Consider the following 13,719-nt stretch of genomic DNA (forward strand, 5'->3'; position numbering starts at 1 on the left):
GTTATTATGACACGTTTTGATTTAGAAAAGAGATTTTTACACGGTGGGGATTATAATCCTGATCAGTGGTTAGATTATCCAGAAATTTTAGAAAAAGATTTGCTACTTATGGAAAAAGCGAAGGCTAATACCTTTTCCTTAGGGATATTTGCTTGGAGTACGCTTGAGCCAGAAGAAGGAGTCTTTCATTTTGAATGGTTAGATAAGATTATGGATGACATTTATGCTGCAGGCGGCAATGTTATTTTGGCAACACCAAGCGGTGCGAGACCTAGCTGGATGTCAAAAAAATACCCAGAAGTTTTACGGACAAATGCTTCACGCGAAAAAATGATCCATGGGGGACGACACAATCACTGTTTTTCTTCACCAGTCTATAGAGAAAAAGTAGCTATCATCAATAAAAAACTAGTAGAACGTTATGGGCAACATCCAGCGTTACTGATGTGGCATATTTCAAATGAATATTCAGGCCATTGTCATTGCGACTATTGTCAAGAAAACTTTCGTAATTGGCTGAAGGAAAAGTATCAGACGCTAGGGCAGTTAAATCACGCGTGGTGGGGACCGTTTTGGAGTCATACAATTACTGATTGGGCTGAGATTGAGTCACCTTCCCCATTGGGAGAAACGATGGTTCATGGCTTGAATTTAGATTGGAATCGATTTGTCACTGACCAAACGATTGATTTTTTTGAGCATGAAATCAAAGATATTCGTCAACTGACTCCAGATATTCCTGTTACAACCAATTTTATGGCGGACACCTATGATTTAATTCCTTTTCAAAGTTTAGATTATGGGAAATTCGCTAAGCATGTCGATGTAGTTAGCTGGGATTGTTATCCGGCTTGGCATAATGATTGGGAAACAACGGCAGATTTGGCAAGTAAAGTAGCGTTTATTAATGATCAATACCGTAGTTTCAAACAGAAGCCTTTCTTGATTATGGAATCTACACCAAGCGGGCTAAATTGGCACGATGTAAACAAAGCAAAACGTCCAGGGATGCATATGCTTTCTTCGATGCAATTTATCGCACATGGCTCCGACAGTAACCTATATTTTCAGTGGCGTAAATCACGTGGTTCTTCTGAAAAATTCCATGGAGCAGTTGTTGATCACGACAATGATGAAAATAATCGTGTTTTCCAAGATGTTGCGCAAGTTGGTGAAGCTTTAGAAAAAATTAAAGAAATAAAAGGAAGCTATAAGCAGGCAAAAGTCGCTATCATTTACGATTCAGATAATAATTGGGCGTTAGAGGATGCACAGGGATTTTCTCAGGCAAGTAAGCAATATCCTCAAACTCTACAAAAGCACTATCGCTATTTCTGGGATCACGATATTGCAGTTGAAGTGATTACCAAAGAACATGACCTAGCGAAATACGATTTGGTGATAGCACCAATGATGTATTCTTTACCTGAAGAAACTATGAATAAATGGCAAGAATATGTGGCAAATGGTGGACATTTAGTCTCTACTTATATCACAGGGTATGTAAATGAAAATGATCTCACTTATATTAACGGCTGGCCCGCCCAGCTACAAGAATTATTTGGGATAAAAGTAACAGAAACGGATACCCTTTACCCAAGCGATGAAAATTCAGTTGCTTATATGGAGCAGAAATTTATTGCAAAAGACTATTGCAGTTTGTTTGAAGTAAAAGAGGCTGAAGTCCTTGCTACTTATGGCTCAGACTTTTATAAAGACCAAGCAGCAGTGACTAAGAATCAAGTTGGAAAGGGAACTGCGTATTTCATAGGAGCTCGAACGCAAGCTGATTTCTTAGATCATTTTTACGAAGAAATCGTTCAAGAAAATAATCTGAAAAATAATTGGGTGGTTCAAGGCAATCCAGCAGTATCTGTACAAGCACGTGATTTTGAAAATCAAAGTTACTATTTTGTTATGAACTTCTCAGAGGAAGAAAAAACGATTGAGGTAGCCGAAGAAACGGTAGATTTGTTGACGAATCAGTCTGTGGCTACAAATATTTCTTTAAAACCTTATGAAGTAAAAGTCCTCTCACCTCAGAAATAATATAAGAAAATATATGAACGGAAACCATTATGTTACAAAGGTTTCTGTTCTTTTTTAATTTAACTTACAAAAAGTAAGCATAATTCTTTACTTACAAAAAGTAAGGCTGTATACTAGCTCTTGTAAGGTAATTAAAAAATAAAAAAACAAACATCAAAGGAGTCGTTATCATATGAAATTCGGAATTATTTTAGGTAGTACAAGAGAAGGACGCGTAAGTCCACAAGTTGGCGAATACATTAAACAAATTGCTTCAGCACGTGAAGGTCATGAATTTGAAATTGTTGATGTAAAAGAATACGATTTACCATTTATGGGAACTGGCACACCAAATGCAGCATGGAATGAAAAAATTAATGAATTAGATGGCTACATATTTATCGTGCAAGAATACAATCACGGCATGGCTTCTTCATTAAAAAATGCGCTAGATAGTGCTCGTGACGAGTGGTTCAATAAAGCAGCTGGAATTGTCAGTTATGGTTCTGGTGGCGGAATCCGTGCTGCAGAGCAAGTTCGTTTGGTCTTAGCTGAACAAAAAGTAGCAGATGTTCGGACTAACCCAGCTTTCAACCTATTCACTGACTTTGAAAACTTTTCTGAATTCAAACCAGGTGAACACATGGCAGCCGGCGTCAATGATATGCTAGATGAATTATTGTTATGGAGCCAAGCAATGAAAGGGATCCGCGCGTAAGAAGTAGCCGGAAATTCCTAGTAGTAAAATAGATCAAACAAAAAAACGCCAAGCTGGCGTTTTTTTGTTGTGGAGTAATAGAAATCAGTCGGGTAAATTTCTCGGATCATTTCAATTCCATATACATGATCAGCGTTTGGTCCTGCTGCTTCAGGAATTCTTTGTCGAATACATCTGTTTCCAAATTGTAGAATATCCCATCTGCATTGGATCGCCAGTATTGTAATACATAGCGCTTGTTTAGCTCGAGCGGACCATCCTCTAAGATGCGCTGTGAGCTACTTGCTACAATATCTTTGCCGAATTCTTGACCTTCTTCACCGTATCCTTCAAAAGTAAATCCGCTGGTTGAATTGCCTGAATCATCCGAGAATTGAATACGGACTTGTGTTGGTGTGTCACCAAATCCAGGGATAACTCCCCAACTGAGTATTTGAGAGAGCATTTCAGAAGGCCCATCATTGATTAAGCCACCAAAATCTTGATGATCTTTTCGTTGATCCTTCTCATAATAGTCCACATAAATGGTTATTTTTTTGGCTTTGACATTCATGCCGTAGGTCTCAAAATTATCTAGCAGCATCATGGCTAGAGGCTCGGTCTCTTTATTATGAAAGGAGCGGATTTGACCATCAGGGACGCCAGCGATTTTCTCGCCTTGGAAAGGTCCTAGATTCCAGTAAAATAGGTAAGCGCTCAAGAGTATTCCGATTAGAATCACGAGTGATAGGGTTGAGCCGAAGATTGTTTTGATGAGGCGTCCTCGGCGTGATTGTTTGACTAATTTTTCAAATTCTTTGTCTTCAAAGTTCATTTTGGGTTCCTCCCTTTGTGTTATTTTTCTTTTTCCATCAGGGCTTGTAATTTCTTTCTAGCTCGATATAACTCTGTTTTCAAGCTCTCTTTGGGCCGATTTAAAATGAAGGCCATTTCGTCTATCCGTAAATTTTCTTCGTATTTCATCAGTAAGAGATTGACGGATTTTATGTCCATTTGGTTGAGTGCTTGATAGAGTGTGTCATAGTCGTTTTCATTGTCGACTAATTGAGTCGGCAACATATGTAGATGGAGTATTTCTTGGTATTTTTTCTTGCGATTGAACAAGTTGAAATAGAGATTAATGCCCACTCGAAAAATCCACGGTCGAATCATCTTAGCAGGGAGAACAGTCTCAATTTCCAAAATCTTAACGATGGTATCGTGCGCAATGTCTTGTGCGTCTTGATTATTGGCACCCATTTTTATCAAATAACCAATCAGTTCATTGATAATGCCTAACAATTCTTTTTCATAAGCGTCAAGCTTCAAATTTTCCCCCTCCTCATAGATAAAACAAATAGAAATCCAAAAAGTGAACAAATAAAATAAATTTTTTTTAGTATATCATGGAAATCATTGCTGATAGCTGTAAAATAAAGGTTTTGTAGCGAAAAAATCGATTAAAATAACTGTGATTCTCTTTTTGTGAAAATTCTAACGAAAATGCAATTGAAAAAAGCGACATTATTTTCATAGATATGTTAAAATGTGTACGCTATCTATTTGCTTTTAAATTAGAAGGGGTCATTTTCATGAGTAGAGATAAAACCGTAGCATGGCGAGAAGCGTTACACGCCGTGATGCCCTTGTGCTTGAGTTATATTCCTGTGGGATTAGCTTGTGGGGTCTTGCTACAACAAGTTGGTTTTAATGTATATTTAACGGCACTGCTGTCAATTCTCGTATTTTCTGGTGGCGCTCAATTTTTAGTCGCGTCTATGCTAAGTGTTCACGCGCCAATTTATTCGACAATCTTGATGACTTTTTTCCTGGAACTGCGCTACACGCTATTGAGTTCAAGCATATCTTTATTCATGAAAAAAGAGAAGAAGCGAACGATTGCTTTGTTTTCCCAATCGTTGAATGATGAAAATTATGCGGTCAATTATTTGAAATATTCGACGGATCCTACATGGAATTCGCGAAAAGCACTGTATGTTAACTGGTTCTCTTTGATTTCTTGGTTACTGAGTAATATCGTCGGCACCTTACTGGGCTCGATGATTACGTTGGATGCGGATATGGTTCATTTTGCCTTAACTTCGATGTTTATTTTCATGTTCATTATGCAAATGAAGGATGCGTTGTTAATCTTTACAGGGGTTCTATCTGGCGTGCTATCTGTTATTTTTATGTTAGCGTTTCAAAATACCTTTGGCTTAATTGTTGCGACAATCTTGGCTTCATTATGTGGGTATGCAGCAGAACGTCTATTTAAAAAAAGAGAAGACAAGAAGAAAGTCGCCAACGAATTAACTCCGCCACTTTTCCCATTTAATGAACAGGAGACGAAGAAAAAATGACGAATTTAACTTTGCTTTTAATGATTGTGGGCTTGTTCGCAGTTTCTTATATTCCCCGCGTTGCACCGTTATTATATTTTACGAAGCGAAAGGTTCCAACGTGGTTTAGTGAATGGATGAAGTATGTTCCGGTTGCCTTATTCGCGGCCTTGTCTTTCAAAGATGTCTTCATCACTCATGAGCACCTGGATTTAGCGTGGAATGTCAAGATTATTGCGATGCTTCTAGTCGCGGGCGTCGCCTATAAAACACGCTCGATGGCCTTCTCGGTAATCACCGGTCTCTTGGCTATCTTCCTACTTTCCTTATTATGATAAATTTGATGAATTGCTAACGATAAATAAAACGTCGTTAGCAATTTTTTTGTGCGGAAATTCAGCAGAAAATCGTCAGGATTATAAATGGAGAATTCCAATAAAGGAATTACAAGAGGAGTAATTGTGGTTGTAACTCTTGTCTATTAGAACCTGTAAAAAGATGAATATTCTAATAGGTAGGATGTTAGTAAAGCAATTAACTATGTCTAAATCAAGCTTTTTTATCCGATTTTTCGCGGTTATGAAGTAGTTCTTCTTCATGTTCTCTGAGCCAGTTTTTTATACTATCTAGGATGAACAGGCTGCTTTGACCGAGCTCCGTTAAATGATAGTAAACGGGGAATCCAGTGGATGATTCGCCTTCTTTATGTACGATGCCATAGGAGACCAAATTAGTTAAGTTTTCAGTAAGAACTTTTCTTGAGACACCGGTCATTTGTCTTTCTAAATCAGCGAAGTGGCGTGGTTTTTCAGCTAAAAGGAGTAAAATAAAGGGTACCCATTTTCCTAAAAGGGGCATCGCCAAATTTCTTAGTCGTAAATCATCTGCTTTGTTGTTCTGCACGTCAAGGTAACCTCTATTTCTTAGTAAAATTTGTGTTTATAATTAGACCCATTATAACATGTACCAAGAAATGGAGACTATCATGAAGAGACACTTTTTTAAGACATTTGAGTTTGAATTTGAAACAACAAGATTGCTCTGGTACACACCTAGTGGCGGGTCAGATTATGGCGAGGTTGCGACGACGGCAGAGAAAATTAAAGACGGCGATTACGAATCTTGGTATCAGGAATGGGCAAAATTTGCCGGAGTATTAGAACAAAGAGCGACTGATTTTACCTCACAACACAGTAAAGCAAACAGTTATTTACGTGCGAGTCGCTATTACCAAGCGGCAGAATTTTTCTTAGCGCCAAGTGATCCGCGTAAACTTAAAGTATATCAAAAATCAATCGATCTATTTTATCAAGGATTGGCGTTAAAAGAAACGAACTACATAATGGAAGATATAGACTATAAAAATGCGAAGATGAGAACCGTTTTCTTCAGGACGACCGGAGAATCAAAGGGGACTTTATTTGTTTGCGGCGGATTTGATGCGTTACTGGAGGAGCTATATTTTACAAATGTCAAAGCAGGTTTAGCTGAGGGCTATGATGTGGTGTTATATGAAGGACCGGGCCAGTCGGATATGATTCGGAAATATAAGCTATCTTTTGAAGCGGATTGGGATCAACCGACCAAAAAAGTAGTTGATTTCTACTGTGAAAAATATCAATTAGCTGGGCCGAAGATTGGCATTGGTCTATCATTGGGTGGCTTATTAATGGCGCGGGCAGCCAGCAAGGATCAGACACTTTTTGACAAAATTGTCCTATATAATTATTTTCCAGCAATGGTTGATTCTTTCAAGAGTTCAATGCCTAAATTTCTCCATCGTTCGTTTGAAAATGGCTTGCCTCAGCTGCTTGAGAAGATTTGCTCGTTGTATATCTCACATAATAAGTTTTTAAATTGGCAGATTGAGCATGCAAAATGGACGTTTGGTGAAGAGTCATTGAACAATTTGCTGAAGACGTGTCGAGCCTTTAATGAAGAAATTGCTACCGAAAAGCTGACGACAGATACTTTGATACTGCTGGCAGAAAATGAAAATTACTACAATTATCAATATGGACTAGATTTTTATGAGAAGATTCCGGCGGAGAATAAGAAGCTGATTTTATATAATAAAACAAACTTTTCGTCAGATTTACATTGTCAAAATGGGGCTGCCTATGATTCAAACGATCAAATTTTTGAATGGCTTAATCATTCTCAAATGAACGAATAAATAGCCTAATGATATCAAGTTCATTTCAATTAAAATTATTTGGAAAACTAGAGATTGGTCTGAAAGTGAGTAACGAGTAGTGTTATAAAAAACGTTGCTAGGACAGTCAAAAATAATAGGATTTATCAAAAAAGTTTGAGACTCATGTAAGTGGGTTTCGGCTTTTTTATTGTTTAATGTAAAGTTGAGTTGACATTTTAAAATTATCACGTATACTAAATGTAAAGTTGAGTTGACATTCGAAGGAGGAAACTCGCGTGCCTGTGATCAATTATGTGAAGGAGTTTCGAAAAGAACGAAAACTCACACAAGAAGAGCTAGCGAAACTAGTAAATGTTTCGAGGCAAACTATTATTTCTTTAGAAAAAGGATCTTATGTTCCTTCATTGGAGCTAGCTTTAGATATTTCCAATGTCTTCGAAACGAATGTAGAACAAGTATTTCGAAAGGAGAGAATCGCACATGAAGAAAATTAAGAGAGATACCATTATCTTATTGAGTACATTTTGGTGTGTTGGTTTAGGTATTATTTTCTTTCGATCAATGAATCAGATTATCCGACAAGTACCAGAGAACTTACTGATGATACTCATGATAGTGATGTTAATTGCTTTACTAGTCAGTGTGGTGGTACTGTTTAAATATATCTGCGAAGGCTGGATGGAGTTTAAACAGACCAAACAGGCGAATTTTTGGCAATTTTTATGGACAGATGATTCAATCATCGAGGAAGATGAGCGGAGTATTAAGATTAGTGAGCACGCGTTAAAAAAATCCAATGAGTATACAGAAGGAATAACGGCACTTTTCCTATTAGGGCTGATTATTTCAGGCGTGGGTTCAGTGACCACGAGTCAGATTATCTTTGCCCTGTTAATTCTCTTCACTGTGAAAACATTGAGTTATTATTTTCTTTCCAAAAAAGGCTATTACGCCTGAACCGATTGTGCTATCTTTAATTAGAAAGACCTAGTTATTTAATTTTTTACTACAGTCAATCAAACTAGTTCACTAGGGGCTCTAAATGATGCTATACTGAACAAGATATTACGCACATTCTGAGAAAAAATTAAGACAGAATGGGCTAAAGAAGGAGCGTATTATTTAATATGAAAAACTTTATAAAAAATTGGGGCTCAGTGATTATTATACTTGTTGTAGTCCTGGCAGCGAGATATTTTATTTTTACACCGATTACAGTTATGGGTCACTCGATGGACCCGACATTACAAGATGGTCAGAAGCTTATATCCTCTAAAATTTCAAGCTACAATCGCATGGATATTATTACGACGGTTGAGCCTGATGAACCCGAAACTTTGATTGTTAAACGTCTGATTGGCTTGCCAGGGGATACGGTTTCGATGAAAAATGAGACACTCACAATCAATGGAAAAGAATATAAAGAAGACTATCTAGATGAATTTAAGAAGAAATTTGCTGACGACAAATTGCAAGAGGAATATTCTTATGACGAGAAATTTCAAGCCGCCGCTGAGCAGGCTACGCAATTCACACAAGATTTTGAAGTGACCATCCCTGAAGGAAAGTATCTAGTGCTAGGGGATAATCGTCTGATTTCTAAAGATAGCCGCATCTTTGGTTTGGTAGATAAGGACTTAATCCAAGGAAAAGCAGTCTTCAGATACTGGCCTCTAAATGAAATTTCACTTGTAAACTAAGTTTAAAAAATCTCGTCTCTTTAAGTAGAGAGGAGATTTTTTTCTATAGAGAGTTAGGCGTTTGGTTGTTACAAATTCTATTCGTGCAATCTTTTTTGTGATTGAAAAAAGTTTGTTCTCTCATCTAAATTTTACTTTCTCATTGTTTTGTCATATAATTAATGTTATACAATACATAGATTTATTCTGCTTGGAAGGAGTGGGGATATGTTTGAAAATATTTCAGATAAGTTAGAGAATCGAAAAATAGAGAAGAAACAAAAGTTAAGAGAAAAGAATGCGCAGCTTCGGGCTGAGGGCAAAGATCCTTTAAAAGGTTGGAATGTCATGGTTGATACAGGTGCTGGGGGTATTAATTCCAGTGGGTTAAGCCAGAATTCTTCGATAAATCCGATTGATAAAAGTAGTAAAGGGGAAACCTATTTTGCTAGTGAACAAAAGAATGTAGCCGATAGAGCGGCCCAACGTAAGGGAAATAAAGAGTAAACGCCCGGGTAAATGACGGTTATTCCGCTTAAAAAATTGAAAATTAAAACACTGTGAGAAAGAAAGTAGAATTGTCTAGTTTTCCAAAGAGAGTCTCGGTAGCTGAGAAGAGATGAAACGAAGGTAATTTGAAAATGGCTTTTGAGTGGATCCTCTAAAGATAGGTAGGAGGATACGGTAGGCCCCGTTAGATAGCCGCAAGTCTCCGATTTCCGGGTACTTGACGAGGAAGTATTTGTGAGAATACTTCGAATTAAGGTGGTAACGCATATCAATATGTCCTTAGGTGTCTACAAAGACGTCTAGGGATATTTTTTATACAAAAAATGTTTGAGTCCTACTTTTCATCGATGCATGAAGAACACTTGATGACAGAGGCAGGTCAATGGATGAAGTTACGCTTGGTTATTAAAAGAGCGAAAAAATTTTGAGAGGAGAATAAAATTATGACAAACATTATCGAGAGTATTAACTATTTGAAATCACAAAAATGGTTGGATTTAACGCATGAGGTGACGAGCGAAATTCCTTATTTTTCAGCGTTCCATCCACTGCAAGAGAAAACATTATTTACAGTTGAAGAGGACGGATTTTTAGCAAAAGAATATCAGCTTGTTACGCAATATGGCACACATATCGATGCTCCTGCTCATTTTGCAAAAGGTAAACGCTTATTAGAATCGTTGGAGTTGAAAGAATTAATCTTACCGCTGTTCGTGATTCATAAAGAGGAAGAAGTTGCAAAAAATGCTGATTATACGGTAAGTGTCGAAGATATTTTAGCCTTCGAAGAACGTTACGGAAAAATTCCTGAGGGCAGTTTTGTGGCCTTTGCTAGCGGTTGGTCGACTCGCTGGGAGAATCATGAAGAGTTTTATAATAAAGATCAAGAAGGCCAAGCGCATACGCCAGGTTGGTCATTGGCAGCCTTGAAATTCTTACACGAAGAACGCAACGTGCATGCGATTGGTCATGAAACGTTGGACACAGATTCTGCTGTCGATTGCACTAAAAATGCTGGATTGATTGGAGAACTCTATTGGCTATCTCAAGATAAATATCAAGTCGAAGTCTTGAATAATTTGTCTGCGGTACCAGCAACAGGTGCAGCGATTGTGCTCGGTGTGCCAAAAATTAAAGAAGCGCCAGGATTCTCAGTCCGAGCCTTTGCGATTGTGCCAGAATAAGTGAGCTGAAGTAAAAAAATAGGAAGTGATAACGATGCAGCAAGTGAAATTTGGTGGGACTGCTGGCGAACAAGATGGATTAGCAGAACTTGTAAAAAATGGTCAAAAGGTCGCTACTTCGACACTCAAATTCTTTCAAGATGAGGGGATTATTGAGCCAACCTACGCTGGCGATCAATGGTTGATTGTCAATAGCTTGGATGAGCCAATCTGTGAAGTCGTGGTCACCGAAGTCCGTTATCGCCCATTTGGTGAGATTGATGAAACCTTCGCGATTGAAGAAGGTGATGGCACTTTTGAGAATTGGCATCAGATTCATCGCGCATATTATGGGCAGCTACTTGCAGAATATGGGCAAGAGTTGACTGAGGAAACTATCTTGGAATGTATTTATTTTGAGAAGGTTAGTTGAGAATGACTCATTCAAGTCCTATAAATTTTCACAAGAAATAGTGTTTAGATTGTAGTGAACAAATATAATTGTAATGTGAAAGAAAAGAGAACCGCTTTTTGCTTCGTCTGGAGGATAAGTCCTTATTGTCAGGAGCAAAAGGTTTTTTTTTTAAGTGAAATTTCAAGATGAAAGAACAGGAGGAGTGACTTACATTTCGAGAGGACGACTGCATGAAAAAATGAAGGAGAAAAAAAGTCAGTGATTCTTTTTCTAAAAATGATGATATAATGAATGAAAATTTGGGAACAGTTTTTTAGAAAATAATCTGGAGGAGCTTATGAATAATATTATCTCAGTAAATCTATTTAGTCAGGGATTTCATGAAAAGAATCTAGATAATTATTATATTTACTATGTGTTGAAAGGCACGATCGAGTTGATTAATCAGGATCAGTCGACTAAGTTAAATAGCTCAGATATTTTTGCTGTAAATCCTCATGAAACGATTGAAATCAGAGCGACTGAGGCTATTTTCGTAGAAATAGAAATCGACAGATATGAGCTTTTAAAATTACTAGATTATAAGCGAGTAATGATTATATGTGATAGTACGGCCAATGATAATCAAGTGTACTCAAGATTGAGAGTAAGAATTGAAGAAATGATTCGAGGTGACTACGAAAATAAGTATTCTCAATTATTCAGTCAAGCGAGTGTCTCGCAATTTTTAGTCTACCTTATCACGAATTTCTCTAATAATATCTTTATCGAAGAAGATAATGAAGCTAGGAAAGATGAGATTATTGCCTATATAGCAACAAATTATAACGAGGATTTATCGCTACAAAGGATTGCCGAGAACTTCGGAGTTACACCACAATATTTTTCAAAATATTTTAAGGATCATTTTCAACTGAACTTTTTGAAATACCTAACCAATTATCGATTGAAGAGAACGCTCTCAGATTTAATAAATAGCTCTCATACTTTATTGAAAATTGCTTTGGATCATGGGTTTCCTAATCAAAATTCTTTTTCTAAATCATTTAAAATGGTCTATGGGATGACACCAGCAGAATATCGTCAACAACATAAAGGCGAAGCACAGTCGACAGTAGAAAAAAATCTGGATTTTTCTGATATCGAGTATTTATTGACACATAAAGAGTCTCATACCGATCCCAATGTGCATACGGCTGAAATAGTAATTCCGGCTAAACAAGAAATTTTCCAACCTTTTTGGGAGAATTTAATTAATCTTGGGGAGCTATCAAAATTATTTGATAACGGATTAAATAATCAGGTGAAACAGTTTAAAGAAGATATCAATTTTGAGAAGGCACGAGTGATTCTCGATACACAGAATCTGGCACACAGTGGATTTTTTATGGAAGAGAAAGCGATAGATTTCCTAGTTGATCTGGGATTCGAGCTTTTGTTGGTTCTGGATTATCGAGAAATTAATCAACAAGAAAATTTTGGCAGCTATTTTGCTAACTTTTTGAGTCATTATTCTAACAGATATGGGATTGACCGCTTGAATGCTACTGAATTTGAACTTATTTATAATACGCAATTTTCTGAGAAGAAAGCACAGGCGTATTCTAAATTATTTAAGCAGATACAAGGTATTTTTGATCGTTTTCAGATTGAAAGTAAACTATATGGTCCGGGGTTGTTACCGGGGAATAGTGGTGAAAATCTATCTAAATTTTTAGAAAGTAATCGATCAATCAGATATCTCTCTATTGGAGTTGCGCCCTATTCAATTGGTAGCTATAAAGGGGAAGTTTTCATTAATCGATCAGCGGATAGTGAATACATTTCTGAACAGTACGCAGTCAGTAAAAATATTTGTCGGGCGTATCAGATTGAACACTTACTTATTTCAAATTGGCAAGATTCATTGAATAGTAAGAGCCAAATTAATGACACTTCCTATAAATCGGCAAGTATCCTAAAACATTTAATTGATGTTTATGGTGAGATAGACTCACTGCCAATTGAAAGGCCGTTTGATTTAATGTCAACAGGCATCTCGAATCGTCCATTAGCTGGTTTGCCTGGGATTGTATCAAAGGATGGCATAAAGAAACCTGCCTACTACAGTTATACTTTTTTGAACAAGTTGGATAAATATTTCTTATATAAAGATAGTGCTTTACTGGTGACAAATAGTAATAATAAGTATTTCCAGATGGTGTGTCATAATTATAAGCAACCCAATTTTCGATTCTATAATCAAGAAATAATGGGAAATAAATCGATTGATTACGAAACTTTATTTGAAGATTACGAGGTGAAGTTAGTAAAAATTAAACTGACAGGACTTTCTAATGGTAATTATTTCCTTAAATCACGAGAAGTTAGTGAGAAGAAAGGGAGTTGCTTTAGTATGTTTAACGAGATGGGATTTGACGATTTCTCATTTTTCGGAAAAGATGAATTAGATTACTTAAAATCTGTTTCTAAACCGCTTATTACCGGAAGGCAGATGGAAGTTTCAGATAATCAAATAGAAATCGAAGTATTTTTAGAGCCAAATGAAATTAGACATTTACACTTAATCTATATGCACTAATCCCATCAACCTTTTAATATTTCCTACCAACCTTTAAAAAGTCATCATTATTAGATGGCTTTTTAAATTATTCTCAAATAGTAAAAAAATGGCATTAAATATTAATCTCTTATTTTTATCGAAAGATTTTTCTTAAAATGTTGCTA

General features: G+C 36.7%; 15 protein-coding genes and 1 other annotated feature. Of the genes, 12 read left to right on the top strand and 3 right to left on the bottom strand.

Annotated elements, in window-relative coordinates:
• Window positions 1-6 precede the first annotated feature (6 nt).
• Window positions 7-2,049 carry a beta-galactosidase gene (locus BAU15_RS01115; protein ID WP_161840911.1) on the top strand — a complete coding sequence of 681 codons (2,043 nt, stop codon included), beginning with the start codon at window positions 7-9 and terminating at the stop codon, window positions 2,047-2,049.
• A gap of 172 nt (window positions 2,050-2,221) precedes the next feature.
• Entirely contained in the window at window positions 2,222-2,746 is a 525-nt protein-coding gene (locus BAU15_RS01120) for an NADPH-dependent FMN reductase (protein WP_161840912.1), read from the top strand.
• Between the two features lie 106 nt (window positions 2,747-2,852).
• On the opposite strand, the gene BAU15_RS01125 is transcribed toward BAU15_RS01120, so the two are convergent.
• Window positions 2,853-3,560, bottom strand: coding sequence for a hypothetical protein (locus BAU15_RS01125; protein ID WP_161840913.1), 708 nt, complete (start codon window positions 3,558-3,560; stop codon window positions 2,853-2,855).
• Window positions 3,561-3,580: 20 nt separating this feature from the next.
• On the bottom strand, window positions 3,581-4,054 hold the full coding sequence (locus BAU15_RS01130; RefSeq protein WP_161840914.1) for an RNA polymerase sigma factor: 474 nt from the start codon (window positions 4,052-4,054) through the stop codon (window positions 3,581-3,583).
• A 263-nt stretch (window positions 4,055-4,317) separates the two neighbouring features.
• Between BAU15_RS01130 and BAU15_RS01135 the strand changes: the two genes are divergently transcribed.
• Together BAU15_RS01135 and BAU15_RS01140 are read left to right on the top strand one after the other, a co-directional pair.
• Entirely contained in the window at window positions 4,318-5,088 is a 771-nt protein-coding gene (locus BAU15_RS01135) for an AzlC family ABC transporter permease (RefSeq protein ID WP_161841273.1), read from the top strand.
• On the top strand, window positions 5,085-5,402 hold the full coding sequence (locus BAU15_RS01140; protein WP_161840915.1) for an AzlD domain-containing protein: 318 nt from the start codon (window positions 5,085-5,087) through the stop codon (window positions 5,400-5,402). Before BAU15_RS01135 ends, BAU15_RS01140 begins: the two co-directional genes overlap by 4 nt.
• A 214-nt stretch (window positions 5,403-5,616) precedes the next feature.
• Here BAU15_RS01140 and BAU15_RS01145 read toward each other — a convergent pair whose 3' ends face one another.
• Entirely contained in the window at window positions 5,617-5,970 is a 354-nt protein-coding gene (locus BAU15_RS01145; protein WP_237580101.1) for a winged helix-turn-helix transcriptional regulator, read from the bottom strand.
• Window positions 5,971-6,052: 82 nt separating this feature from the next.
• Between BAU15_RS01145 and BAU15_RS01150 the strand changes: the two genes are divergently transcribed.
• From BAU15_RS01150 to BAU15_RS01185, 8 genes are all read left to right on the top strand, one after another.
• Entirely contained in the window at window positions 6,053-7,243 is a 1,191-nt protein-coding gene (locus BAU15_RS01150) for a serine aminopeptidase domain-containing protein (RefSeq protein WP_161840916.1), read from the top strand.
• A 257-nt stretch (window positions 7,244-7,500) separates the two neighbouring features.
• Window positions 7,501-7,719, top strand: a complete 219-nt coding sequence (locus BAU15_RS01155; RefSeq protein ID WP_161840917.1) for a helix-turn-helix transcriptional regulator — start codon at window positions 7,501-7,503, stop codon at window positions 7,717-7,719.
• Window positions 7,706-8,182 carry a hypothetical protein gene (locus BAU15_RS01160; RefSeq protein WP_161840918.1) on the top strand — a complete coding sequence of 159 codons (477 nt, stop codon included), beginning with the start codon at window positions 7,706-7,708 and terminating at the stop codon, window positions 8,180-8,182. The genes BAU15_RS01155 and BAU15_RS01160 overlap by 14 nt, the downstream gene beginning before the upstream one ends.
• A 170-nt stretch (window positions 8,183-8,352) precedes the next feature.
• The gene (gene lepB, locus BAU15_RS01165; protein ID WP_161840919.1) at window positions 8,353-8,925 is read left to right on the top strand and encodes a signal peptidase I; all 573 of its coding nucleotides are present in this window, start codon (window positions 8,353-8,355) and stop codon (window positions 8,923-8,925) included.
• Between the two features lie 207 nt (window positions 8,926-9,132).
• Window positions 9,133-9,411 (top strand): hypothetical protein, encoded by a 279-nt coding sequence (locus BAU15_RS01170; protein ID WP_161840920.1) that lies wholly within the window; start codon window positions 9,133-9,135, stop codon window positions 9,409-9,411.
• Between the two features lie 44 nt (window positions 9,412-9,455).
• Window positions 9,456-9,698: a binding site (T-box leader), on the top strand.
• A gap of 159 nt (window positions 9,699-9,857) precedes the next feature.
• A complete protein-coding gene (locus BAU15_RS01175) occupies window positions 9,858-10,598 on the top strand; it encodes a cyclase family protein (protein ID WP_161840921.1) in 741 nt (246 codons plus the stop codon).
• A gap of 34 nt (window positions 10,599-10,632) precedes the next feature.
• Window positions 10,633-11,010, top strand: a complete 378-nt coding sequence (locus BAU15_RS01180; protein WP_161840922.1) for an ASCH domain-containing protein — start codon at window positions 10,633-10,635, stop codon at window positions 11,008-11,010.
• A gap of 319 nt (window positions 11,011-11,329) precedes the next feature.
• A complete protein-coding gene (locus BAU15_RS01185; protein WP_161840923.1) occupies window positions 11,330-13,573 on the top strand; it encodes a helix-turn-helix domain-containing protein in 2,244 nt (747 codons plus the stop codon).
• Window positions 13,574-13,719: the final 146 nt, after the last annotated feature.

It is taken from the genome of Candidatus Enterococcus huntleyi (assembly GCF_009933175.1).
Classification (GTDB): domain Bacteria; phylum Bacillota; class Bacilli; order Lactobacillales; family Enterococcaceae; genus Enterococcus_K; species Enterococcus_K huntleyi.